Genomic DNA, 26,384 nt, shown 5'->3' with positions numbered 1-26,384 from the left:
TGCATGTGTTAAGCCTGCCGCCAGCGTTCAATCTGAGCCATGATCAAACTCTTCAGTTTAATCTTGCTTGAAGTCTTTACTATAAATAGTAAGATGACTTCTAATCTTGGCTCATTTAATCTGGCAATTACGCTCTTCGTATATGTTCGTAATGAATTAACTTTGAGTTTTCTTGCTGATTAAATGATAATTTTTATAGTTAGTGCTGACCCCGAAAAGAAGTCAAAACCAACTTTATTTTTAGCATTCTAACTCAGCAAAAATCCACACAAGTTGTTCTTTAGTTTTGCTTTTAAATAATGTCCCTTCACTGTCGTCCAGTTGAAGCGTTTGTAAATTCTATAACCAATTATCACTAAAACAATACATTCGTTCTAACTGGTAAGCTATCTATTGTAGCATTCATTGATACAGTGTCAAGCTTTTATTTACTAATAATTCAGTAAGTTAGCTGCCTCGTTAATAGTGAGTATATCCACTAGTTTCGCTGCGCTTCCTTTGCTGTGGGGCGTATTATAGATACTTTATATTCAGTGTCAACTGTTTTTATAGATGTTTTTTAATTAATTATAAAGGGTTTCAAATAATATATATTTTTCAACAAGTTAGAAAAGTAAGAGTCTTTTATTATTTTTATACAACATGAAAACTGTTGATAGTTCTCCAAAACTGGTTGAATCACTCTTGTTGAAATCTTACTTTTTGCTAATTTTAATGTCTCTAAGCATCTTTTTTGCTTATTCACGCTTAAGGTTGCCTTATTGATATAAGTGAAGGTAGTCCTTATATATAGATACTGCTTATAATATAGTAGATATTATTTACTAATTCTCTTAGATCGAAAAGCTGCTACTAAAAAGCTGCTACTAAAGGGTAGAGATGACTTATATTCTTGGATGCAGTTGGCCGGCTCTTTTAAAGCTATATCTATTATTCTTGGATGCAGTTGGCCGGCTCTTTTAAAGCTATATCTATGCTAGATATGTTGTTATCCCTTGCTATCTAGTGTTTATAGATGGTTTTTGTTATAGTAGTCGCCTTTATGGCATTACTTATCCTGCATGATTAATCAACACTATATAAGAAGCATTTGGCTGTGTTTAACGATGTAGTATTATCATTGTGCTCTTGATATAGATAGCAGATTGAATGAACATTTAGACGATCGCCGATATGTTAAGTGTCTTGGGTAATGTCTGTCTCTTTTGATGTATCACATCTAACGTATATAATTTATTTGGTCTTACGGTCATATGATTGATAGTTGCAATCATCACTGCTAACGGACCTAAAACAGGTGAACAGATTATGGTAGCGATTACTTTGCCCGATGGAAGCGTAAAAGACTTCGAAGGCAATACTACAGTCATGGAAGTGGCAAAAAGCATTGGGGCAGGTCTTGCTAAGGCTACAGTCGCCGGACGTGTAGATGGACATTTAGTTGATGCTTCTGATCCTATCGCTCATGACGCAAAGGTTGAGATTGTTACCCCAAGAGATGCTGATGGTGTCGATATTATTCGTCATTCATGCGCGCATCTACTCGGTCATGCGGTCAAACAACTTTATCCTGATGTAAAGATGGTTATCGGTCCTGTCATTGATGATGGTTTTTATTATGATATCTATAGTGAGACACCGTTCACACCTGAGCATATGCAAGCGATAGAAAAGCGTATGATGCAGCTGATTAAGCAAGACTACGACGTTATAAAGAAGATAACGCCACGTGATGAAGTAATCAAGATATTTGAAGAGCGCGGCGAAGATTATAAGCTTAAACTAATCAATGATATGCCAGGCGAAGAAGCTTTCGGTCTCTATCATCATCAAGAATACGTCGATATGTGCCGTGGCCCGCACGTGCCAAATACCCGCTTCCTAAAGGTCTTTAAATTAACCAAGATGAGTGGCGCTTATTGGCGCGGTGATGCTAAGAACGAGCAACTACAACGTATTTACGGTACCGCATGGTCTGATAAAAAAGATCTAAAAGCTTACATTCAACGTATTGAGGAAGCTGAAAAGCGTGACCATCGTAAGATTGGTAAAGCACTCAATCTATTCCACATGCAAGAGCAAGCACCGGGTATGGTATTTTGGCATGCCAATGGTTGGACGATTTACCAAGTACTTGAACAATATATGCGTAAAGTACAATATGATAATGGTTATGAAGAAATCAAAACACCGCAAATCGTTGATCGCAGCTTGTGGGAGCGTTCTGGACATTGGGGTAACTATGCAACCAATATGTTTACCACATCGAGTGAAAATCGTGATTATGCGGTAAAACCAATGAACTGCCCTTGTCATGTACAAGTGTTTAATCAAGGTTTGAAATCTTACCGCGAGTTGCCACTGCGTATGGCAGAATTTGGTTCATGTCACCGTAATGAGCCGTCAGGTTCGCTACATGGTTTGATGCGTGTGCGCGGTTTCACTCAAGATGATGCACACATCTTCTGCACACAAGCGCAAATTCAGCAGGAAGTGGCTGACTTTATTAAGCTTACTCTTGCTGTCTATGAAGACTTTGGTTTTGATAACATTATTATGAAACTTTCAACGCGTCCAGAAAAACGCGTCGGTAGTGAAGAGTCTTGGGATTTTGCTGAAAAAGCGCTCGCTGATGCACTAGATAGCTCAGGTCTCGACTGGGAATACCTGCCTGGTGAAGGTGCATTCTATGGTCCGAAGATTGAGTTTAGTCTCAAAGACAGCTTGGGACGAGTATGGCAGTGCGGTACTATTCAAGTCGATCCTAATATGCCTGAGCGCTTAGACGCTGAATTCGTCAATGAACAAAACGAGCGTGAAGTGCCTATTATGTTGCACCGTGCTATTCTTGGCTCGTTTGAGCGCTTTATAGGTATTTTGATCGAAAACTATGCTGGGTGGATGCCGGTTTGGCTAGCCCCGCAGCAAGTGGCAGTGATGAATATTACCGATAAACAGGCAGAAAGCTGTGAAAATGTCGTTAGTGAGCTAAAAAATGCAGGTTTACGTGCGGTTAGTGACTTGCGTAACGAAAAGATTGGATTTAAGATACGAGAGAAAACATTAGAACGTATTCCCTATATGCTAGTATTAGGGGATAAAGAAGTTGAAACAGGCAGCGTTAACGTCCGCACTCGCGAAGGTGAGAATTTAGGCGTGATGACTGTCTCTGAATTTATTACCTTAGTACAGACTGCCGTTGCCAAAAAAGGCCGTCAGAATCAAAAAACAGATCAGGAGTAATACCTATTAAACAGTCCAACCGTCTAAACACCAATGAAGATATCAGTGTTAAAGAAGTTCGTCTTGTCAGAGAGGACGGCGAACAAATGGGCGTGGTCGATATCGATACCGCGATGAAAGCGGCACGTGATGAAAACCTAGACTTAGTTGAATTAGTGCCCGATGCCAAGCCGCCAGTATGCAAAATCATGGATTATAAGCATTTCCTCTATGATCAAAAGCAAAAAGCGAAAGAGGCTAAAAAGAACCAAAAGCAAACTCAGCTTAAAGAGATGAAGCTGCGTCCGAGTACTGAAGAAGCTGATTATCAGGTAAAACTGAAAAAAATCGTCAGCTTTTTAGAAGATCAAGACAAGGTTAAAGTGAGCATTCGTTTCCGTGGACGTGAAATGGCGCACCAAGATATTGGTCGTAAACAACTTGAGCGCATTATCGAAGATACGGCTGAGATCTCTAACGTCGAGCAGTATCCAAAGATGGAAGGCCGACAAATGGGTATGTTGCTTGGCCCTACTAAGAAAAAATAACTGAACCGTAAACGCATAAGTTTGCCATATTTACTTATCTTTGTTTTTGACCATCAATATGCTGCGGGATATTGATGGTTTTTTACTATTACACATTGTAATTTTACTATACTAACCACCATATAGTTTTACAAAGTCTATCTTCATGGCTTCCTGATTATACGATAATCTTAAAATCTACTTTGTATTTCCTATTAATGATCATTTAATAACCATAAGTCAATTAATAGATCTTTAGCAATTATGCTACTTGCTTGAACTAGCAGACTAAACGTTACCTAACATCATTGAATAATTCAAACATTTTAATCTATCATTTATTGACAGGAACACTTATGCAAGAACTTACACCGCCAGAAAATACGAATACGCCAAGTATCTCTTTGACGCCACCTGACCCTGTAAAAGAGGTGGAAAAAAGCGAAGCGGATCAGATGGTTAAGCTGGATAAAAGTCAGATTCCAGAGCTTGATGCTAAAGTCGATGCTTTTGTAGATCATGTCATTACCAATCCAGTAAATGGACCTGACTTTCAAGAAAACTTACAATCCATTCATAACTTAGGTACTAAAGAGATTCGTGAGTCGGCTCAAGTGTCTAACCGAATGTTAGAACTTCCTGCTAAGAGTATCAATGATAGCCTATTTGATAATTCACCAATTGCCAAATCATTGACTGAATTACGCGGTATCGTAGAAGACTTGGACCCAAGCAAAAAAGAGTTGACCAATTCGCGCAAGCTGTTCGGCATCATACCGTTTGGCAATAAAGTTCAAGATTATTTTCGTCAATATGAATCCGCACAGTCGCATATTAACGCGGTGGTGACCAGTCTTTATAATGGTAAGGATGAGCTGCTCAAAGACAATGCGATGATCGAGCAAGAAAAAGTCAATATGTGGGATTTGATGCAATCCATTCGCCAGTATATCTACGTCGGCAAAAAGATTGATGAGCAGCTTGAGCAAAAAGTCTATTCTTTAGAAGCGACTGACCCTGAAAAGGCCCGCATCATAAAAGAAGAGATGCTGTTTTACGTACGCCAAAAAAACACTGACTTTTTGACACAGCTGGCTGTTAACGTACAAGGCTATTTGGCATTAGATACCATTCGTAAAAATAATTTGGAACTTATTAAAGGTGTGGATCGCGCTACTACAACGACTATTTCTGCATTACGGACAGCCGTCGTGGTTGCACAAGCTATGACCAATCAAAAACTGGTCTTAGATCAGATCACGGCATTGAACAAAACGACCAGTAGTTTGATTGAGTCAACCTCAGCGATGCTCAAACGTCAATCTGGTGAAATTCATGAACAAGCAACCAGTAGTACTATTGAGCTTGATAAACTGCAAAACGCCTTCAATAATGTCTATGATACGATGGATATGATTAGTAATTATAAAGTTGAAGCTTTAGAGAGCATGAAGCAAACGGTCAATACCTTAACGAGTGAAGTGGATAAAGCACAAAAGTATTTAGATAAATCTAATCAAACGACTGTAATTGAAGTATCAAAAGAGTTAGACAGTAAAAAGATTGCAAACCAATCTGGTACTACTGACATCGATATTTGATTAAACAGTCTACCCAAACAGTCAGCTATCGAATAGATATAACCTCATTGACGTCGGGTATTAAAGCGTCGTTCGTGTTAAGATAGCCATTATTAATAATTTTAAAAATAGATACGGTAATTTATGAGTTGGAATGATCCAAACGCCTCAAGTGAGGCACAGAAATATGACAATCCTATCCCTAGTCGTGAGCTGATACTACGTACGATCGCTGAAAACGATGAACCGACACATCAACAGCTGGCAAAAGCTTTTGACATCAATGATCCTGACCAGTTTGACGCATTAGGCAATCGTCTCAAAGCCATGGCTCGTGATGGACAAGTAAATCGTGAAGGACGCCCTTATCGCTTTCGTGCAGTCACGCAACAAGATGTGGTTACTGGTACGGTATCTGCTCATCCAAAAGGCTTTGGTTTTGTGGTACTAGAAGATATGCCAGATTTGTTTTTACATGAAAAACAAATGCGCTGGGTATTTAACGGTGACATGGTCGATGCTGTCGGCACCACAACAGATAACCGTGGTCGTACCGAAGGTCGTATCGTTGATGTGACTGAACGTCATCAAAATCAGTTTATTGGTACGCTTACTCGTGATGAAGATGGTTATTGTGTTGAGCTTGGCAGCCCAAACAACCATCAACCAATCACCGTCACTGATGATAATATACAAGCGGTAGGTGCCAAACAAGGCGATCCGGTGAAAGTTGATGTCATTGACTGGCCCAATCAGCACGAGTTTGCTACAGGTAAGATTACAGAGGTGCTGAGTGACGACAATGACCGTGAACTTATCATTGAAACTACTCTACTCAATTACGATATACCCTCTGAATTCAGTGCAGAAGCGCTCAAACAAGCCAATGACTATAGAGAGCCTAGTAAGAAGGACTTTAAAGGTCGTACGGACTTACGTGACCTACCATTAATCACTATTGATGGTGAAGATGCGCGTGACTTCGATGATGCAGTATTTGCTGAAAAACGCTCAGGCGGGAACTATCGAGTGTTGGTCGCTATTGCTGATGTCAGCCATTATGTGACACCAAACTCTCCACTAGATCAAGACGCCTATGAGCGTGGCACGTCGGTTTATTTTCCGCACCGTGTGATTCCTATGTTACCTGAAGTATTGTCGAATGGTTTATGTTCGTTAAACCCTTCAGTGGATCGTCTCTGTATGGTTGCTGATATTAAAATATCACGTGCAGGCAAGATCACAGGTTACGAGTTTTATCCTGGTGTTATGCATTCACAGGCACGTCTAACCTACAATCAGGTAAATGATTATTTTGCTAATCCAAAAGATAAGAGTGTCCCTGAATCTTTAACAGGTAATAAAGACGTCAAAAAGTCTGTCGATACGCTTCATCAATTGTATGGGTTGCTTATCAAAAAGCGTGAAGATCGTCATGCAATGGAGTTTGAAACCGTTGAGACTTATATAAAGTTCAACGAAGAAGGCGGTATCGCGGACATCTTACCACGTACTCGCGGTGATGCTCATAAGCTTATTGAAGAGTGTATGTTGCTTGCCAATACTTGTGCAGCAAACTTTGCGCTAAAAAATGAGTTGCCTGTTTTATACCGTAACCATGACAATCCTGACAGCGAAAAATCAATGCGTATTCACGAATATGCAAAGAACTTTGGTTTAAGTTTCCCTGAAGAGAATCCAACGCAGGCCGACTATCAGCGTATTATTGAAGCGACAAAAGATCGTCCAGATGCAATCAGTATTCATAGTATGCTGCTGCGCTCAATGATGCAGGCTAACTATGCGCCCGATAACATTGGTCACTTTGGTCTGGCATATGATGAGTATAGTCACTTTACCTCACCGATTCGTCGTTATCCGGACCTGATGTTACATCGTGCGATTAAAGCCAAGGTAACCAATAGTAAACAGCCTGTTATGGATTTCTCTCTTGATGGCGCAGGCACACAAACCTCAGATACTGAGCGCCGTGCTGAAAAGGCATCACGTTTTGTAGAGTCTTGGCTAAAATGTCATTATATGAAAGATCATGTTGGTGAAGAGTTTGATGGTGTCGTTACAACCGTCACAAGCTTTGGTTTATTTGTGACATTGACTGACCTATATATTGATGGTCTGGTTCATATCTCAAACGTTGGTGATGACTTCTTTGTCTATGATGAGCACCAACAACAGCTCATTGGTAAAGATAAAGGCACCTTGTTTGGTCTTGGTGATTTGGTCAAAGTACAAGTTGCTGGTGTCAATATGGATCTGCTGCAGATTGATTTTGACTTGAAAGCGAAGATACAAGCTAGCGAGATGAATCAAACAAAAAAAGATCAAACGAAAAAAAGCGCCGCCAAGAAAAGTAATGGCCGAAGCCGCAAAGGTTCAAATAAAAAGAGCTAGGTTTAGACAAAATACTAAAATAACAAAAAAGGCTAAAGTCATCTTTAGCCTTTTTTACGTTTATACATACAGCTTATTCTTGTGGGCTATTGTTATTCAATAGATCAGTCTCATCAGAATTCTCTGCAATTTCCTGCTCAACTTTTTGCATAAGTTTTTCATCAGGACGGGCATCAAATACATCTTTGCTGTCGCGCCCATCCAAAATTTGCTTTGCACGCGCCTTTGCTTGCTGTTTATCCTTGTCATCTTTGGTCTGCTGGTTTTCTGCACCAGAAGTTAGCGGTGTGACAGTCATCTCAGAGCCTGTTTTACTTCTACTCTCTTGCATATGCTCAAAGGCTGTTTCCAACTTATCGTTGAAACGTAAACGATAAATAGGTTCAGGCAAGCTAAAACCTTCGTTTTCTAAAGCGTGTTTGGTTTCACGAATAGCAATACTACGGGCTTTTGCAAAATCAGTTTCTGACTGATCCACCCATACTTGAAATTCAAGAATAATATTAGAGTCACCAACGTTGGCTATGATAGCAATAGCTCTAGGCTCATCCAACACAAAGTCTAATTTGTATATCGCATCAAGTCCGACTTTAATCGCTGCGAGTGGATCGTCATTGGCATCTACACCCAGCTCGAAGGTAAAACGGCGCTCAGGGTTTTTGGTGTAATTTAAAATCGTACCTTTGAAGACTTCAGCGTTAGGAATACGCAGCTGATTACCATCTAGCGTCATTAAAATCGTTGCTCTTGAGGTCAGACGCACCACGATACCTTCTTGACCATTGATTACGACTTGGTCGCGGGCACGAAATGGCTGGCGAATACTGAGCATTAAAGAGGCTATATAGTTCTCAATAGTATCTTTGACTGCGAAACCAACAGCGATACCGATGACCCCTGCCCCGCCAAGAAGCGTACCTAAGATGGTCTCAGCACCTATCAGGCTCAAGGCCAATATCAAACCAAAGATGATAAAGATTACTTTAATAGTTTGCGCCAGTAACTCAGCTACAAAAGGATTGGGAGTAAGACGCTGCCACATTTTTTGTCGTTTAGATAGCCAGCTACCAAACCATGCCACCAAGCCAAATAATACAATACCGACTAACAGCAATGGAGTGGCTTTGATTAGGTTTATACCTTGAGTCTTCAGTCCTTGATATACTGTTGACACATTGTCTTGCACATCGAGCGTTCGATTAATATTGTCTTCAACCGTTACTACATCTGTTAGACGATTGGTTAAATTGATCGCTTGTTGCGCCTTTTTTTCATTAGGGGTCTCTCCACCTAAGGTGACGACACCTTGAGTAACGCTCACATCGACAGCTTGTAAACCATCAATCTCAGAGAAAATACCGTTAATACGTTGACGGATCTCATTGTCTTTTTGCAAAGTGGGCGTGGTTTCAATTTGAGCATTATTGGTACTTTCCCCACTAATGACTGGCGGCGCATCTATGAGTGCTGATGTATCACGTTCCGCTTCTGTCTCAGACTCTGCCTCTAAATTTAGTAAAGTACTGTTATCTATGCCTGCTGCGGCTGCTACGCTTGTTAACTCTTCGCTAGCCGCGTGAACAGGAGAGCCATAAAAGATACTTATTAATAATAACAGCTGACCTATAACTGGCAAGTATCTGCGTAAAGATAGATAGTCAAAAATAGCTATCATAAGTATCCTTGTTGAAGGTAATGAACAACCATAGTCTTTGTAGACAATACAGACAACCCTATGTATAAACTATTAACTGTCTAGATAGCTTTGTGCCTCTCCAAGATCCAGTGTGCCCTCGTAAATCGCCCGCCCTGTAATAATCCCTTCAATACAATCGCCATAAGGCTTTAATAGCTCGATATCTTGCATATCAGTGACACCGCCCGACGCTATAACGGGCAAACCGCCTTCACGTGCAAGGTTGACCGTTTGATCGACGTTGACCCCTTGCATCATACCATCACGAGCAATATCAGTATAAACGATGGATGATACACCGACGTCAGCAAAGCGGCGGGCAAGCTCGGTCGCTTTGGTGTCCGTGACATTCGCCCAGCCATGAGTGGCCACCATACCGTCTTTAGCATCAATACCAACGATAATATGCCCGGCAAACTCACGGCAAGCCTCCGTCACAAAATCAGGTTCTTCAACCGCTTTGGTTCCTATAATAATATAGGTGAGACCTGCTGTGATATATTGTTCAATGGTGTGCATATTACGTACGCCGCCACCCAATTGAATAGGCAAGTTTGGGTAGGCTTTGGCGATATCGTTGACCACTTGCCTGTGAACTGGTACGCCATCAAATGCGCCATTGAGATCAACCAGATGCAAACGCCGTGCTCCCTCTTTTACCCAGCGACCCGCTACAGCCACAGGATTGTCAGAGAATACGGTATCATCCTCCATACGACCTTGTTTTAAGCGTACACATTTGCCATCTTTTAGATCGATAGCAGGGATAATTACAGGCGCAGCACACATATAGTACTCCTTATAAAACGTTTTATGGATAGCGAAAGTACAACAGAAACAACAATAATTGATAATTAGGAAGAAAATACTATAAAGTATGCACTTAACCAAATATTTGTCTCTAAGAACAACTTTAGTTTATATTTTAAGTTAAAACTATTATAGTCGTCTGAGTATTTTTGATGATTGATAACTATAAGTTTCGACCGCTAAATTAGGTACTACAATTAGATAAATTCAATTACTAACTGGCAATTTTAGGTTAATTTAGCGTATAATCCTAGGTAAATTTGTATTTGTTTCTATATCTTAGCAATGCCTATTGAGCTTTTACATAGATTGATCGTGTTTGGCTATAATAGGACATAACTATAAAGATATGACAGCCTGATTTTCGATAGATGGGTATGATTTAAAATTGTATCCTCCTCCGTTAATCGGTTTGTTTTTAATCAACTTATCATATATTGCGTCTGAGAGTTTTTTCTGTTTTAGACTCAATCACATGATACTAGTATTACAATGTTATAAATTTCAATAAAACGTATTGTAGGTTCATCTATATTTTAAAGTGCTCACTCTAAGCAGTTGGTTTTAGAGGTTTACTTTTATTTGATAGACTTATGATGCATCTTGGTAGCCGGTCGCCACTTTGGTAATTCGAATAAGACGTTAACGTGTTGTTAAGGAGTCTAAGGTCAGCGTTAATACTCTTACTTGCAGTAATACTTAAGCGTTCTGTTTAAGGCACTCAATCACAGCTCCGCCCTAGGCTGCTGCTGCATGATGGTCTGTCATAATGCTTTTGGAATACTGCTGTCGTACCAAACAGGACGTCTGGTATCGTTTTAGACTATGGACTAAGTTTTCGCTTATGATTACCATCAAGAAAGGTTTGGATTTGCCCATCACAGGTGAGCCCTCCCGCGAGATATCAGAGCACAGACCAGCACATGTGGCACTTATTGGTTACGATTACGTAGGCATGAAACCTACGATGAACGTCACAGAAGGTGACGTTGTAGCTAAAGGTCAACCTGTTTTTGAAGACAAAAAACGAGTTGGTGTTATATACACGGCCCCTGCAGCTGGTAAAGTTATTGCCATTAAACGTGGCGAGCGTCGTGTCTTTGAAAGTCTTGTCATTGAGGTTGACCCAAACGGTGAAGAAGTAGAGTTTCAGCGCTATGACTCCCAGCAACTTGCTGACTTAGACTCGGAAGCCGTTGAAACCCAATTGCTTGCGTCTGGTGAATGGACTGCATTTCGCACACGTCCCTATAGCCGTGCTCCTGAAATCGGTGCACGTCCGCACGCTATCTTTGTCACCGCGATGGATACTAATCCATTAGCGTTCGACCCAATGCTACTGATTAATGAAGAGCTGCAAGCGTTCAATGACGGACTGGCTGTATTGTCTACACTCAGCCCAAGAACTTTTGTCTGTCATCATGGTGACGCTAAGCTGCCACCAGTTGCAAAGACTGCGGCTAATAATGTCACTGAGTATCATAGCTTTGCAGGCAAGCATCCAGCTGGTCTTGCTGGTACGCATATTCACTTTTTACATCCCATCAGCCGCGGCGTAACTGTCTGGACGATCGGTTATCAAGATGTGATTGCGATTGGTAAACTCTTTACGACGGGTCGCTTATATACGCGTCGTCTGTTAAGCCTTGCAGGTCCTGCAGTTAAGGACCCACACTTGGTTGCGACTGAGCGCGGTGCTGATATGACCGCATTGACAAAAGGTCAATTGATGGCAGGCGAGAATCGTATCATCTCAGGGTCGGTACTTTCTGGACGTAAGTTGTTCGATAATGTGGCTTATCTTGGTCGTTTCCACAATCAAGTTAGTGTATTACCTGAAGGCCGTGAACGGCCAGCATTTCACTTCTTTAGTCCAGGTAAAAACCGCTTCTCTAAGCTTCCCATTTATATCTCGCAGTTTTTCGGTGGCAAAAAGTACAACTTTACTACCACAAGTAATGGTTCGCCGCGAGCGATGGTGCCTATCGGGATTTATGAAGAGGTTATGCCACAAGACTACTTACCCACACAGTTGTTACGCGCTTTGATCGTTGAAGACATCGTGTCTGCGGTTGATTTGGGCGTGCTTGAACTGGATGAAGAAGATGTTGGATTATGCACTTTCGTATCTCCTGGTAAATATGAATTTGGTGATATCTTGCGTGATAATTTAACGCGCATTGAGCTGGAGGGCTAACCACGATGAAATTTTTACACAATATGTTCGATCGTATGGAGCCGTCTTTTACCAAGGGTGGCAAACACGAAAAGTATTACGCTATTTTTGAGATGTTTGATACGTTTTTACGTCAGCCAGGTACGACGACTTACGCTTCTTCGCACGTACGTGACGGTATCGACCTCAAGCGTATTATGATTACAGTATGGATGTGTACGTTCCCAGCGATGTTTTGGGGTATGTATAATGTCGGTCATCAAGCGCTGACTGCTATCTCACAACTAGGGTTACAGCCTGAAGGCTGGCGCACTATGATCACTAGTATGGTAGGCTACAATCCAGATAGTATTTGGGCCTGCTTTGTGTATGGGGCGATGCAGTTCTTACCAATCTATATTGTTACCTTTGCTGTCGGTATCTTATGCGAGATCATCTTCGCCGTGGTGCGCGGGCATGAAGTCAACGAAGGCTTCTTTGTCACTTCTGTGCTATATGCGCTAATCATGCCACCTGATATTCCATTATGGCAAGTGGCCTTAGGTATCATCTTTGGTGTGGTAGTGGCAAAAGAAGTGTTCGGCGGTACCGGTAAGAACTTCTTGAACCCTGCCTTATCTGGTCGTGCTTTTCTTTACTTTGCCTATCCTGCCTATATATCAGGTGACTCAGTGTGGACGGCGGTTGATGGATTTTCAGGTGCAACGCCACTAGGTCTTGCTGCCCTTGGTGTGACACCAGCTGATTTTACCAACGTATATGGTCAGGCGATCACGTGGAGTGATGCGTTTTTTGGTAATATCCAAGGTAGTGTCGGTGAAGTCTCTACACTAGCTATTTTGCTGGGTGCAGCGGTGCTTCTGTGGACGCGTATTGCCTCATGGCGCATTATGGCAGGTTGTGTAGTTGGTCTGATTGCAACGTCTCTTATCTTCAATATGATTGGCTCTGACGATAACTTGATGATGAACTTGCCATTTTATTGGCATTTAGTAATTGGTGGCTTTGCTTTCGGTGCTGTCTTTATGGCAACCGATCCAGTCTCAGCTGCACATACTAATAATGGCCGCTGGGCGTATGGTATTTTGATTGGCTTTATGACAGTGCTGATTCGAGTAGTTAACCCAGCTTTCCCAGAAGGCATCATGCTCGCCATTTTATTTGCCAACTTATTTGCTCCATTGTTTGATTATTTTGTGACTCAAGCAAATATCAAACGCCAAACAGCTCGGAGGGTTCGTTATGTCCAAGCCCAAAAGTAATAATGCAAAAACCATCAGTGTGGCATTAACGCTATGCTTGGTGTGTTCTGTATTGGTTTCAGCAGTTGCGGTCGGCCTCAAACCATCACAAGTTGAAAATGCACGCTTAGATCGTAATAAAAACATTCTAGTAGCAGCTGGCATGTATGATGCTGAGTCTGATACTGCTAAAGATGTTGCCGAACGCTTTAAGGATTTTGAAGTAAAAATCGTTGATCTAAACGAAGGCAACTATCTTGACGACAATGCCTTAAGCGATGCGGGTATTCCAGATCGCAATGCTTACGATGCCAGTCAGGCAACTAAAAATCAGGCATTGAGTGAAGACTTAGGTGATAACGATCCTGCTGGTATTGGTCGTAAACCTAAGTATGCGAAGGTCTATGTTAAAAGTGATGATGCAGGTCAGCCTGAGATGGTGGTCCTACCGATTCAAGGCTATGGCTTATGGGGTACTATCTACGGTTTCTTGACGCTTGAAAGCGATATGAATACTATTAAAGGTATCAGTTTTTATGAGCATAAAGAAACGCCAGGATTGGGCGCTCGTATTGAAGAGCCAGAATGGCGTGCCAAATGGCAGGGCATTCACTCGTATGACGATAGTGGCGAAGTAGCAACAGGTGTTACCAAAGCTGGCAATCCAAAAGAAAACTGGGTTGATGGTATTAGTGGTGCAACGCTAACTAGCCGCGGTGTCAGCAATATGATTCAGTTTTGGCTAGGTGAGCAAGGGTATAAACCTTATCTAGACACCTTACGTAAAGACAGTGGTCAAACGATTGATAACGCTGATACAAAAGCAAGTCAGTCAAAACAACCAGACAATCAGACAGCTCAACCTACAACCGAACTGGCAGCAGCGCTACCAGTAGCAAACGGCAAGGAGGCATAACATGGCTGACACAAAAAGTATTTTAACCTCGCCTATTTTTGATAATAACCCTATCGCCTTACAGATATTAGGTATCTGTTCGGCGTTAGCGGTAACGACGAGTATGTCAAATGCCTTGGTAATGTGTGTGGCATTGACATTGGTAACCGCTTTTTCCAGCTTCTTTATTTCAATTATTCGTAAGCAAATCCCATCAAGTATTCGTATCATTGTACAGATGACGATTATTGCTTCATTGGTTATTTTGGTCGATCAGGTACTAAAAGCTGTCGCTTATGATGTGAGTAAAGGCTTATCGGTGTTCGTTGGTTTGATTATTACCAACTGTATCGTCATGGGCCGTGCTGAGGCCTTTGCTATGAGCAATCCACCAGTACCAAGCTTTTTAGATGGTATCGGTAATGGTCTTGGTTACTCTGCCGTATTACTGTTCGTTGCGACTATTCGTGAATTACTAGGTTCAGGTACATGGTTTGGTATCACTATCTTACAACCAGTCACTGATGGCGGTTGGTATCTACCAAATGGTCTATTGTTGTTGCCACCATCAGCGTTCTTCATTATTGGTTTATTTATTGCCATCGTTCGTCTTTGGAAGCCAGAACAAATTGAAGAAGCCGAATTTGTAATGAAGCCACAGTCTAAAGGCATGGCACACGGAGGCGGTCACTAATGGGACATTATATTAGTTTATTTATAACCTCAGTCTTTATTGAGAATATGGCGCTCGCCTATTTCTTAGGTATGTGTACTTTTTTGGCCGTGTCCAAAAAAGTCTCAACCGCTATAGGCCTTGGAGTCGCTGTTATTGTTGTAATGGCGATTACTGTGCCACTCAATAACCTTTTGTTCCAGTTCATTCTAAAAAATGGTGCGCTGGCATGGGCAGGCTTTCCCGATATCGACCTTAGTTTCTTAGGTCTACTAAGCTATATCGGTCTTATTGCTGCGACTGTACAGATTCTAGAGATGTTTTTGGACAAGTTTGTCCCAGCTCTATATAACGCGCTTGGTGTCTTCTTACCGCTCATTACCGTAAACTGCGCGATCTTAGGTGGCGTCTTATTTATGGTTGAGCGTGACTATAACTTTAGTGAATCAGTGGTATATGGGGTCGGTGCAGGTTTTGGTTGGGCAGTTGCGATCACTGCGTTAGCAGGTATTCGTGAAAAGCTTAAGTATTCAGATATTCCGGGACCATTACGTGGTCTTGGCATTACCTTTATTACGGTTGGCCTTATGTCGCTCGGCTTTATGTCGTTCGGTGGCATGTCCATTTAAACCGCTAAGCTTAGACATCTATTTAGCGATTTGACATATTTAATTCATTTATTCGGTAGGTGTTCGGGTACAGTATCAAATTTATGTACCCGCACCCCTACCCCATAGATTAAGGATACATATCATGGATTATGCTACGGCGATTGGTGGCGTTGCTATGTTTACCTTGATCATCATGGGTCTTGTTGCCATTATTTTGGCAGCACGCTCAAGACTGGTCAGTTCAGGCGATGTTACTATTCATATCAATGATAATCCCGATAATGATGTGGTGACTCCAGCAGGCGGAAAACTACTGCAAACCCTTGCTAGTGAAGGTATATTTTTATCTTCTGCGTGTGGTGGTGGTGGTACGTGTGCTCAATGTCGCTGCCGTGTTATTGAAGGTGGCGGTTCTATTCTGCCCACCGAAGAAGGCTATTTTACTCAAGGCGAGATCCGCAATCACATGCGCTTGGCTTGTCAGGTATCTGTCAAGCAGGACATGGAAATAGAGATTGACCCTGAGTTTTTTGATGTGCAAAAGTGGGAATGTGAAGTTGTCTCTAATGAGAACGTTGCAACCTTTATTAAAGAGCTAGTACTCAAAATTCCAGAAGGCGAAGAAGTTAACTTCCGTGCTGGTGGTTATGTACAGTTGGAAGCGCCACCGCATGAAGTACATTATAAAGACTTCGATGTTGCTGAAGAATATAGAGAAGATTGGGAAAAGTTTGGCATTTTCAAATATGTGTCAAAGGTTGATGAACCTGTCATTCGTGCTTATTCAATGGCCAACTACCCTGACGAAAAAGGTATCATCAAGTTCAACATTCGTATCGCAAGTCCACCACCACGTGGTCCAGATGGTATACCACCAGGTAAAATGTCTTCTTGGACGTTTAGCTTAAAGCCTGGCGATAAAGTGACCGTATCAGGTCCTTATGGTGAATTCTTTGCCAAAGATACTGAAGCTGAAATGATTTTTGTTGGGGGCGGTGCTGGTATGGCACCAATGCGCTCGCATATCTTCGATCAGCTTAAACGTTTGAACTCTGATCGTAAGATTAGTTTTTGGTACGGTGCACGTTCTATTCGTGAGATGTTCTACGTTGAAGACTATGATCAGTTAGAAGAAGAGTTCGATAACTTTGAATGGCATGTTGCCTTATCGGATCCTCTTCCTGAAGACAACTGGGACGGCTATACAGGCTTTATCCATAATGTCTTACTAGAAGAATATCTAAAAGACCATCCTAATCCAGAAGACTGTGAGTATTATATGTGCGGGCCACCGATGATGAACGCGGCGGTTATCGACATGCTACACAGCCTAGGTGTGGAAGACGAAAACATCATGCTTGATGATTTCGGTGGTTAAATTGGCCCAAGACCATGATCAATTGAGCAAATAGTTTTTTATTTTGACTCATATTTATTTCGATGATCAATATGAAAGACATAAAAAAGAGCGTCAACAGTGGCGCTCTTTTTTTTCATCCATTTTTGCTGTTGGATAAATTTACAATGTTTAATAAAGAAAAACCTCAAACATATCTTTTCGCTACCCGGTCTCAAAATGATCAAAAGACGGTAAGTAATCCTATATTATTTGCGTTATCAGCATTGAGTATAGTTGGTCTAACCGCCTGTCAACAGTCGCCTGATTATAACTATTTAATCGGTGAAACAATGGGTACCAGCTATCATATCAGCTATCAATTACCAGAAGAGGTAATCGAGGCAGATATTCAGGCTGCCATTGATCAGCGTTTACAGCAGATTAATGACAGTATGTCGACCTATCAAGTTGATTCTACTATATCCAAGTTTAATCAGTTAGGCAAAGACACACCTATTACAATCGATGCTGACTTTAGTCACGTACTTGATATCTCAAGACAAGTCTATGCACAGTCTGGCGGAGCATTTGATCCGACTGTTATACCGCTTATCAATACTTGGGGGTTTGGTAGTACTATGACTGTCGAACGCTTACAGAGTCCGCCAAGTGCAACTGAAATCGCAACCGCCCAAGCATTGGTAGATTTTGATAGCGTCGTCAAGCAAGACCAAACTCTCTATAAGACCAAAGATGGCATTGGTCTGGATTTTTCGGCAGTAGCAAAAGGTTACGGTGTCGACGTCATTGCTGATGTTCTCAAAGATCGTTACAACATCCGTAACTATATGGTTGAGATTGGTGGAGAAATAGCGACTTCTGGCGTTAACAATAAGCAGCAGCCGTGGCAGATTGCCATTGATGCACCTATTGAGGGCAGTACTGTTAGCGAACGTCAAACAATTACGGCTATTCGTCAACCACTAAAAACCAATAATCAGATGCATATAGCAACTTCTGGTAACTATCGCAACTCCGTCATATTTGATGGTAAGCACTATAGTCATACCATCGATCCTACAACGGGTAAACCTATTGTTGGTGGTGCTCCTTCGGTGACAGTAGCAGCTGACTCAGTTGCACTTGCCGATGCTTGGGCAACTGCACTGACTGCCATGCCTTACGAAAAGGCGTTAAGCCTTGCTGAAAAGCAAAATATAGCAGCCTTATTTGTCGTATTGGCTGATGGGGTAGAGCATAATGATGCGCTAAACAGTATTGATGATTGGCAAGTAGTTCAGACTTCTGCAATGCAAGCATTACGTGCTGATAAGCAGCCTTGAGTTTTGGTTGTAGTGTTTTGAGAATGTATTAACAACAAACGCAAAGCGTAAAAATTTGCTATACTATTAGATAGTTATCATTAAAGATAACTCTATTTTCTAAACTTGAGGTTTCCTCTATGCTTAGCCAACTGCTTCCTATGCTCGCTATTACCTTTACTGTATTTATACTGTTTTTTGTATTTATGGGTATTGGTTATATGGTCAAAAAAAAGCCGCTTAGAGGCTCTTGTGGCGGTGTTGCTAAATTAATGGGTGATGAAAACTGCTCGTTTTGTGGCAATGATCCCAACAAATGCGATTCTATTGTCGCAGAACAACAAGAGAATGCACTAAAAGCGGCTCAACTGGGTAAATCGGTATAGTGTAAAGCTGGTTACCATACGCTGGTAGTATTTACCCATCATTTGTTCCTATAATAGCGTTAGGTCATATAAATATGATTTAACGCTATTTTTAGTTATGCCATCAGACTTTGATGAGTCATTTTATATAAAAATCGCTTATTATTAATTTTTTGAATTAACTACTCGCATATCGTATTTATCCTGATTATCAGGGTAATAAGCTCACAGTCTTGCATTCTGCAAGTATTTTTAAGCTCTGGTTCACGATGTTAGTCACCCTTTAGGTGCGTTTTCTTTGGTGTTATGTGCAAGCGACGACTCTTCGGCGCTGCTCAATGACGTGTCTTTTTTCTTATTCTAATAATAGTCGTGCTGCTATGTCTACCCCCTCTAATTTGCAACCAAAGTCTCATCTAGATACTGCATCGGCGTCTAAGCTGCCCTCCTCACGCTTCACTTTTTGGCTCGTATTATGTGCCATAATTTTACTCGCCACCAATATGCGGGCGCCGATCGTTGCACTTGGCTCTATTGCGCCAGTAGTACAAGATGCGCTCAACATTTCTGAGACTGAGATTGGTTGGTTAGGTGCAGTGCCAATGCTGACTTTTGCAGTAGGCGCGCTTATCGCACCAGCGATTGGTAAGCGCTTTGGCCTTGAGAATACGCTCATTGTGATGGTTGCACTACTCACCTTTGGTATGGTGCTGCGTTCCGTGGTTCCTACGTGGATTGGCTTTTTGAGTGGTACATTATTACTAACGTTGGCCATCGGCTTTGCTAACACTTTGGCGGCACCCGTTATTAAACAGCGTACGCCGAAACATATTCCACTGATAACTGGTTTATTTAGTTTAACGATGACGGTGTCGGCAGGCATAGTAGCAGGAGTCGTATTACCGCTATCTGAGCAGGTAGGCTGGCAGTGGGCGCTTGGTGGTTGGTCGCTTTTAGGCATATTTGCCATTGTGCTTTGGGTGTTTTTACGTCTGCGCCTAGGATCGTCTAGTCATCAAGCGGTTGAGCTGCCTAAGTTAGGATCTTCAGAGGTCTCCATGTGGCGCACGTCTTTTGCTTGGCAAATTGCAGTCTTTATGGGTTTGCAGTCTTTATTGTTTTATACCGTTGCCAGTTTCTTGCCATCTATTTGGGTGAGTCAGGGACTATCTGCCGTTAAAGCGGGGCAAATGGGTTCGGTGTTTCAATTTATGGCACCTATTTCTATCTTAAGCTTAACGTGGCTGGTAAACCGTGGTCGCCCTATTCAAGCGTTGGCAGTCTTTGCCGCTGTATTAAACGTCATTGGTATCATAGGGGTAAGCTACTTATCTACTGACCTAGCATGGTTATGGTCAGGCTTAATGGGCATTGGTTGCTCAGCGATTTTCACCTTATGTATGATGTTGTTCTCGCTACGGACTTATACGACCAACCAATCTAGCGAGCTGTCTGGCATGGCTCAATTCGTTGGGTATTTGATAGCGTTTTTTGGTCCATTAGGGACTGGTTGGCTACATGAAGCGACTGGCGATTGGGATTTACCATTACTTATTATGTTAATTTTAATGATTATCAACGTTGTGATTGCTTGGATGGTCAGTCGTCCGGTGATGGTCGATGGTCGCCCTGCTTAGCTTAAAGCCTGTTTGATGTGTTTTTAGCTATCAGCAACCACTAACAATACCGACTTGTCATTTATTAAACGCGTTTTAATATTGATAAATTCAGAGGAATGAAGATGAACGACTCTATTAAATCCAACAAAGCTGATGCTGAAAACCAAGTCGATTTATTACCTGCTGTTGCTAATTATCTAAAGGTATTAAATGAACAGCTGCTCCCTGCCTTTGTGCAAACAGGTAGTATCCCTAATGCCATCAATGCTAGAGATGGCCTAGCAAATTTAACCCATACCTTTGTTACCGAGGCCGTAAATGTGGCGCTAATAGTCGATGACATCATTGAATATGATGCGTCAACTAACGATGCTTATGACGTGCCTGCTTATCATGTACCGGTGCGCCTCTTTTATCCTAGCTTGCCTGACGCTTCAATAGTTCAGACTGAGCAGACACCACTACCCGTGATGCTGTACTTTCATGGTGGCGGTGGTACAGCAGGTAGCGTCTCTGTTTATCATCAAATTTTATGCCGTTTAGCGAAACATACAGGGCACATTATTGTTGCACCAGAATATCGCCTTGCACCAGAAAACCCCTACCCTTGCGCCCAAAACGATGCTTGCACTGCTTTGCTTGGCTTAAATAAACTACTCGCCCGCCGGCACATTAGCACGAATGAGCTAGTAGTAGCAGGAGACAGTCATGGCGGTGCATTAGCCACCAATCTGCTACGCGACCCTAGAATAATAGAGTCAGGCGTAATAAATGATATCAGCGCGCAAGTACTGATATATCCAAGTGTTGACTTTACTATGAGCTGTCCCTCTATTGAGAAATACGCCAATGGTTATCTACTCAGTCAAGCGCGTATCGGCTGGTACTTTGATCAGTACTTTCGAAACAACTTTCAAAACAGTGAGGACAGACAGTCAAAATCTGCTCTGTTTGCCAGTCGAGATGAGCTGGCACATCAGCCACCCGCGCTTATTATCAATGCAGCGGTTGATCCTTTATATGATGAAGGTGTCGCTTATGCTGCCAAACTTAGCGAAGCTGGCGTCGATACGCAGCACATCACTTATGACAAGGTCATTCATGCTTACCTTAATATGGAAAATCTTAATCCTGACATCTGCAAGCAAACCTATCAGGCAATAAATGAGTTTTTGGGTAGCAAAAGTTCTGAATAAAAAAGCATGAAAATCTCAACGTGCGACTGGCATGAATTTTGCGCGGCCTCTGGAGTGACGAAGTCGCACAGCAAGCAAGGAAAATTTATACCAGTCGCACATTAACACTTTTAGATTGAATCAACTGTAGAAAAAGTCGGTTAATTAACCTAGAGCAACAACTACTTGTGAATGTTAAGCCCGCCCTAATATAAAACAGATAATGCCCAGAAATATCTAACGGAACCCCTATGTCATTGCCTTTAATAAAGCCTTATTTATCTAAATTTTTATCAAAGAAACTTAGCTTAGCGCTATTGACCAGCTTAGCACTAGTGGCTTGTAGTCCAGCCGATGATGCTGATACTACTAGTGCTAACGCGAACGAGCCTGTAGTAGATGCTTCTCAAACAGAAGCCATTAACGATACTACTAACAAGGTTTCACGTGAAACAGCGACTGAACAAGACAATGTCGTGGCGATTGAGCAACCTATTACTATTTTAGCACTTGGCGACTCTCTGACCGAAGGCTTGGGCGTAAACCCTGATGACAATTACCCTGCCCAGTTAGAAGTAACGCTAAAGGACATGGGCTATAAGAATGTCAAAGTTATCAATTCAGGTCTTAGCGGTGAGACCAGTACGGGCTTGGTCAATCGTTTAGACTGGGTAACACAAACCAAGCCTGATATTACCATACTGACTATTGGCGCTAATGACGCTATCCGTGGTATTGACGTCGCAACCGTTGAAGATAACATCCGTACCGCGGCTAAACATTTGCAAGACAACGGCAGTGAAGTCATCTTGGGTGGCATGCAGATTTATGACAATCTTGGCTCTGACTATGTAGAGTCGTTTGCCGCAATTTATCCTCGCATCGCTAAAGATATGAACGTCACGCTGATTCCGTTCTTTTTAAATGGTGTGGGCGGAGACCCTGAGCTCAACCAAGCCGATGCCATTCATCCAACCAAAGATGGCTACACAATTATCGTCAATGATAACATCCTGCCAATCTTAGCGCCCAAGCTTGAAGCAATGGTAGAGACTGAAAACAACTGATTCGACTGACTAAGATACCTAACGAGCCAGCACAAGTAACAGACCCTACGTCAACTGAGACTATGTAATGACCTTATCAAACTCAACTGTAGCATCATTATCAACAGAATCTACATCCAATTCTGCACAGCAAGCCTTACTTACCGCCACGCATCTCAACAAAACCGTGCAAGTCGGTGAGCAATCACTGTCTATTATCAAAGACGTGAGTATCCATGTCGATGCTGGCGAGTTTGTGGTCATTATGGGTAAATCAGGCTCGGGTAAATCCACTCTGCTGGGTCTACTTGCTGCACTAGACTATCCTGATAGCGGCTCGGTTGAGCTGGCTGGACAGACATTAAGCAGTCTTGATGAAGATGCGCTGGCGGTCATTCGTCAGCGTGAGATGGGCTTTGTCTTTCAGTCGTTTCACTTACTACCAACTTTGACGGTGGCGGAAAACATTGCCTTTCCGCTTGATATTGCGCGGCGTCCGAATAAAGCACGCGTCAACGAATTGATTGAAGCCGTCGACTTAGGTCATAGACGTGACAGTCTGCCCAATCAACTATCAGGCGGTGAGCAGCAGCGTACCGCTGTAGCACGGGCACTGGTATCGCAGCCGAAAATTGTGTTCGCTGATGAGCCAACAGGCAACCTTGATGAGCAAAATGCCGATCAAGTCATGAACTTATTATTAGACCTGCGCCAGCAGACGGGGTCAGCACTGGTCGTCGTGACTCACGATCCTGCGCTTGCTGACATGGCAGATCGCGTCATTACTATGCATGACGGTATGATAGATGGGTCGACAGTTAATGGATAATATGGATAAAGAGTCAAATTACTCCAGTGGCATGATAAGCCAGCTTTTTAATCGCGATTTAGGCTCGCAAGCACTCAGTCGTAGCTGGTGGCAGCGCTGGGTATATCCTGTATTGTTTTTATTAACGCTCACGCTATCGCTTGCTACCTACCTGACCCTCGACTCTGTGCAGCAGTCTGTCGATAGCTATATCAATGACAATCAGCGCGCGCTCGTTGGTGGGGATCTCATCCTAAATAGTAAGCAAGACTGGCCAAGCGAAGTACTAACGCAGGTAGAAACTATCCCTAATACACAGACGGTGTATGACTATCAGTTTAGCGCCATGCTGGTCAATGATGAGCAAACCTTGCTTGCCAGCGTCAAAGCCGTCTCGCCGTCGTATCCCTTATACGGTACAGCCGAGCTTGCCTCAGGACAGCCGCTATGGGAGCAGCTAACATCTGACAGTGTGATCGTCGCGCCAGAAGTGCTCAGTAGTCTACAGGCCGAAGTCGGCGACCGTATCACCATTGGCGATGCGCAATTCATGATCAATGATGTACTGACAAAAGAGCCTGATCGACCGCTAACTACCTTTGGTTTTGGTGGCCGTGTGTTGATGAAGCAAGATGCACTCCCGTCAACCAATCTATTAGGACAACGCAGCCGCATAAACTATCGTATCGAGATAGCAGGCGACTTAGAGCTGATAAACACACAGCAAGATGCGCTCACAGATATCCTGACCAATTATCCTGATATTGAGCTGTCTGACGCTGTGTCAGCCGATACTTCGGTCTCGCGTATCTCTGACAATGTATTGATGTTTTTAAAATTGTTGGTCATCGCGGTATTACTACTCTCTGCGGTCGCCATGTACGGTGTCATTAGCGCGTTTGTCACCAAGCAGCAGTCCAATAACGCCATTCGCTTGGCATTAGGCGAGCCGCTCGGCTCACTTAAGCGCAGTTACTATCAGCTGCTTATCGTCACGACTGCTGTCGCTTGTGTTGCTGCAGTGATATTAAGCCTAGGCTTACTCAAAGTTGGTCAGCCTTATCTAGTGGCTATCTTGCCTGCCGATGTGGGTCTTGCCATCAATCCAATCAGTGCCATCAAGACCGTGACAATTGCCTTAGTCTTAACATTACTGATTGCGCAGCGCGGCCTGAGTACACTAAACACCACTAAGCCTGCTACCCTCCTCAACCAAGGTGCGAGTACGCAGACTAGAGACCTGCCTTGGTATCGACGCGTACCGTTACTATGGTATGGCTTGGTGCTGGCAGGGCTATATGCCTTCTTTGCTTATGAAGTGGGTTCGCTGTCGTTAGGAGCGCAGCTATTAGGCGGCTTAATCGTACTGGTGGCGATATTTTGGCTACTGGCGCGTGGTTGGCTCTGGCTACTGGCGAAATTGGCAAGCAACACTAAGGTCAGCTGGATGCAGCGTATCGCTATTCATAATCTGGCGCGTAAAGGCAACCAATCCGCGCTGTTCTTTGTCACCTTATCACTGTCGGTCGCGGTGCTAACGCTCATCACCACACTTAATCACAGTATCAATGCGCAGTTTATTAATGCCTATCCTGAAGACGCGCCCAATCTGTTTTTGCTCGATGTGCAGAGCGATCAGCATGATAAGATTGATACCATCATTGAGGCACCCGTTACCTATTATCCGGTGATTCGTGCCCGTGTGGAGACGGCCAATGACGTGGTGGCAAAAGACATCGAACCTGAGGATGGCTTCGATGATCCTACGCGGGTGTTTAACTTAAGCTATACAGATACGGTCATGGAGACCGAGTATATCGTTGACTCGCTTACAGACGACGCGCTGTATACGCCTATCGATGATGCCGATCAGCAAGTCAAACCCTTATCTATCTTAGACACTGCTGCCAGCATGCTCAATGTCGGCATGGGCGATGAAGTGGTCTTTAACGTTCAAGGTATCGAAATCATCGGGCAGATTACTAGTATTCGCACGCGCTATGAGCGTGGCCCAAGCCCGTATTTTTACTTCTTGTTTGAGCCATCTGTTTTATCTGCTGCCCCGCAAATCCAGTTTGCTACTGCCCACGTATCAGAAGATACGATTCCAGAGCTACAAGGCAAATTAGTACGCGAGTTTCCTGCGGTCACCACCATTGACGGTACGGCAATCGCTGAGCAAATCCAAGAGCTGGTGGTACAAATGAGCCGCTTGGTCTATGTGTTCACTTTGCTTGCCCTACTCACGGGGGTCATGGTGTTGATCAGCTCGCTGCTCTCTACCTCGCAAGATCGTATGAAGGACAGCGCGTCATTTAGACTACTCGGTATGCAAAAACGCGACCTTTACATGCTCAATATCCTAGAGCTGGGCGTGCTTGGTATTAGCGCAGCGACCTTTGCGGTCGTTATCGCCAGCGTTGGCGCATGGGCTGCTATCACGCAGTGGTTTAATCTACAATTTAGTGTGCCGTGGACAAGCTTGGCTATTGGCGGTGCAGCGTTAATCATGTTGCTGTTTGCAATTGCCATTATCTATGTGAGGTTGGTGATTGGACGCGGGATTATGGCGAGGGTTCGGGCGATGATTTAGAGTTTTTTACTGGAGATTTATCATTCCCTAAACTACTTAGGCAATGCTCTTAGAAAAAATCAAAAGAGTCTGTAGTAGATAAAGATTAAATATCACACCATTTTCTCAGAGTTTTCAGCTGATTAGATGGTGAGCTATAATTGAATCTAAACTCATACTCTTTTAAAAATAAGTGCAAATGCTTCTTAATGTCATTTTCTTCAAGAGATAAATAATACTCTATAACGAGTCTTGTTTTATGGTAGAAAAGTGCTGCTGCATTCTGCTGAATATT

Annotated in this window: 19 protein-coding genes and 1 pseudogene; 17 read left to right on the top strand and 3 right to left on the bottom strand. The window is 42.8% G+C overall.

What is annotated here, in order from left to right; genetic code table 11:
- Positions 1–1,308: 1,308 nt before the first annotated feature.
- The 4 genes from thrS (at position 1,309) to rnr (ending at position 7,741) form a co-directional block, all read left to right on the top strand.
- Positions 1,309–3,243, top strand: a complete 1,935-nt coding sequence (gene thrS, locus ACTXGH_RS05810; protein ID WP_439296212.1) for a threonine--tRNA ligase — start codon at positions 1,309–1,311, stop codon at positions 3,241–3,243.
- 5 nt (positions 3,244–3,248) lie between these two features.
- Positions 3,249–3,770, top strand: a complete 522-nt coding sequence (gene infC / locus ACTXGH_RS05805) for a translation initiation factor IF-3 (RefSeq protein ID WP_439263464.1) — start codon at positions 3,249–3,251, stop codon at positions 3,768–3,770.
- Positions 3,771–4,105: 335 nt separating this feature from the next.
- Complete coding sequence (locus ACTXGH_RS05800; protein ID WP_439296211.1) at positions 4,106–5,350, top strand: toxic anion resistance protein; 1,245 nt, start codon at positions 4,106–4,108, stop codon at positions 5,348–5,350.
- Positions 5,351–5,473: 123 nt separating this feature from the next.
- Positions 5,474–7,741, top strand: a complete 2,268-nt coding sequence (rnr, locus tag ACTXGH_RS05795) for a ribonuclease R (protein WP_439263458.1) — start codon at positions 5,474–5,476, stop codon at positions 7,739–7,741.
- Between the two features lie 73 nt (positions 7,742–7,814).
- Here rnr and ACTXGH_RS05790 read toward each other — a convergent pair whose 3' ends face one another.
- Together ACTXGH_RS05790 and hisA are read right to left on the bottom strand one after the other, a co-directional pair.
- Entirely contained in the window at positions 7,815–9,416 is a 1,602-nt protein-coding gene (locus tag ACTXGH_RS05790) for a mechanosensitive ion channel domain-containing protein (RefSeq protein ID WP_439296210.1), read from the bottom strand.
- Positions 9,417–9,488: 72 nt separating this feature from the next.
- On the bottom strand, positions 9,489–10,226 hold the full coding sequence (gene hisA / locus ACTXGH_RS05785) for a 1-(5-phosphoribosyl)-5-[(5-phosphoribosylamino)methylideneamino]imidazole-4-carboxamide isomerase (protein WP_439263454.1): 738 nt from the start codon (positions 10,224–10,226) through the stop codon (positions 9,489–9,491).
- 865 nt (positions 10,227–11,091) lie between these two features.
- On the opposite strand from hisA, the gene ACTXGH_RS05780 reads away from it, so the two are divergent.
- The 13 genes from ACTXGH_RS05780 to ACTXGH_RS05720 all read left to right on the top strand — a co-directional run bounded on the left by ACTXGH_RS05780 (position 11,092) and on the right by ACTXGH_RS05720 (position 26,110).
- Complete coding sequence (locus tag ACTXGH_RS05780) at positions 11,092–12,444, top strand: Na(+)-translocating NADH-quinone reductase subunit A (protein WP_439263452.1); 1,353 nt, start codon at positions 11,092–11,094, stop codon at positions 12,442–12,444.
- A gap of 5 nt (positions 12,445–12,449) precedes the next feature.
- The gene (locus tag ACTXGH_RS05775; RefSeq protein WP_299218947.1) at positions 12,450–13,685 is read left to right on the top strand and encodes an NADH:ubiquinone reductase (Na(+)-transporting) subunit B; all 1,236 of its coding nucleotides are present in this window, start codon (positions 12,450–12,452) and stop codon (positions 13,683–13,685) included.
- Complete coding sequence (locus tag ACTXGH_RS05770) at positions 13,666–14,580, top strand: Na(+)-translocating NADH-quinone reductase subunit C (RefSeq protein ID WP_299218945.1); 915 nt, start codon at positions 13,666–13,668, stop codon at positions 14,578–14,580. The genes ACTXGH_RS05775 and ACTXGH_RS05770 overlap by 20 nt, the downstream gene beginning before the upstream one ends.
- Before the next feature lies 1 nt (position 14,581).
- Positions 14,582–15,253, top strand: coding sequence for an NADH:ubiquinone reductase (Na(+)-transporting) subunit D (locus tag ACTXGH_RS05765; protein WP_075103264.1), 672 nt, complete (start codon positions 14,582–14,584; stop codon positions 15,251–15,253).
- Positions 15,253–15,861 carry an NADH:ubiquinone reductase (Na(+)-transporting) subunit E gene (gene nqrE, locus ACTXGH_RS05760; protein ID WP_299218941.1) on the top strand — a complete coding sequence of 203 codons (609 nt, stop codon included), beginning with the start codon at positions 15,253–15,255 and terminating at the stop codon, positions 15,859–15,861. The genes ACTXGH_RS05765 and nqrE overlap by 1 nt, the downstream gene beginning before the upstream one ends.
- A 124-nt stretch (positions 15,862–15,985) precedes the next feature.
- Entirely contained in the window at positions 15,986–17,221 is a 1,236-nt protein-coding gene (gene nqrF, locus ACTXGH_RS05755; protein ID WP_439296209.1) for an NADH:ubiquinone reductase (Na(+)-transporting) subunit F, read from the top strand.
- A 146-nt stretch (positions 17,222–17,367) separates the two neighbouring features.
- Positions 17,368–18,525, top strand: a complete 1,158-nt coding sequence (locus tag ACTXGH_RS05750; protein WP_439296208.1) for an FAD:protein FMN transferase — start codon at positions 17,368–17,370, stop codon at positions 18,523–18,525.
- 119 nt (positions 18,526–18,644) lie between these two features.
- Complete coding sequence (nqrM, locus tag ACTXGH_RS05745) at positions 18,645–18,890, top strand: (Na+)-NQR maturation NqrM (RefSeq protein WP_299218936.1); 246 nt, start codon at positions 18,645–18,647, stop codon at positions 18,888–18,890.
- Between the two features lie 359 nt (positions 18,891–19,249).
- Positions 19,250–20,506, top strand: coding sequence for an MFS transporter (locus ACTXGH_RS05740; RefSeq protein WP_439296207.1), 1,257 nt, complete (start codon positions 19,250–19,252; stop codon positions 20,504–20,506).
- A gap of 104 nt (positions 20,507–20,610) precedes the next feature.
- Positions 20,611–21,684, top strand: coding sequence for an alpha/beta hydrolase (locus tag ACTXGH_RS05735; RefSeq protein WP_439296206.1), 1,074 nt, complete (start codon positions 20,611–20,613; stop codon positions 21,682–21,684).
- 230 nt (positions 21,685–21,914) lie between these two features.
- On the top strand, positions 21,915–22,730 hold the full coding sequence (locus ACTXGH_RS05730; RefSeq protein ID WP_439296205.1) for an arylesterase: 816 nt from the start codon (positions 21,915–21,917) through the stop codon (positions 22,728–22,730).
- 67 nt (positions 22,731–22,797) lie between these two features.
- Complete coding sequence (locus ACTXGH_RS05725; protein WP_439296204.1) at positions 22,798–23,538, top strand: ABC transporter ATP-binding protein; 741 nt, start codon at positions 22,798–22,800, stop codon at positions 23,536–23,538.
- Positions 23,516–26,110, top strand: coding sequence for an ABC transporter permease (locus ACTXGH_RS05720; protein WP_439296203.1), 2,595 nt, complete (start codon positions 23,516–23,518; stop codon positions 26,108–26,110). The genes ACTXGH_RS05725 and ACTXGH_RS05720 overlap by 23 nt, the downstream gene beginning before the upstream one ends.
- Positions 26,111–26,195: 85 nt before the next feature.
- Here ACTXGH_RS05720 and ACTXGH_RS05715 read toward each other — a convergent pair.
- Positions 26,196–26,297, bottom strand: a pseudogene (locus ACTXGH_RS05715) (IS1595 family transposase); the annotation flags it as partial.
- Positions 26,298–26,384 lie beyond the last annotated feature (87 nt).

The sequence above is a fragment of the Psychrobacter sp. 1Y10 genome (assembly GCF_052259005.1).
GTDB lineage: Bacteria > Pseudomonadota > Gammaproteobacteria > Pseudomonadales > Moraxellaceae > Psychrobacter > Psychrobacter saeujeotis.
Note: the sequence above shows the minus strand (reverse complement) of the source record. Positions and strands in the feature narration are given on the sequence as shown.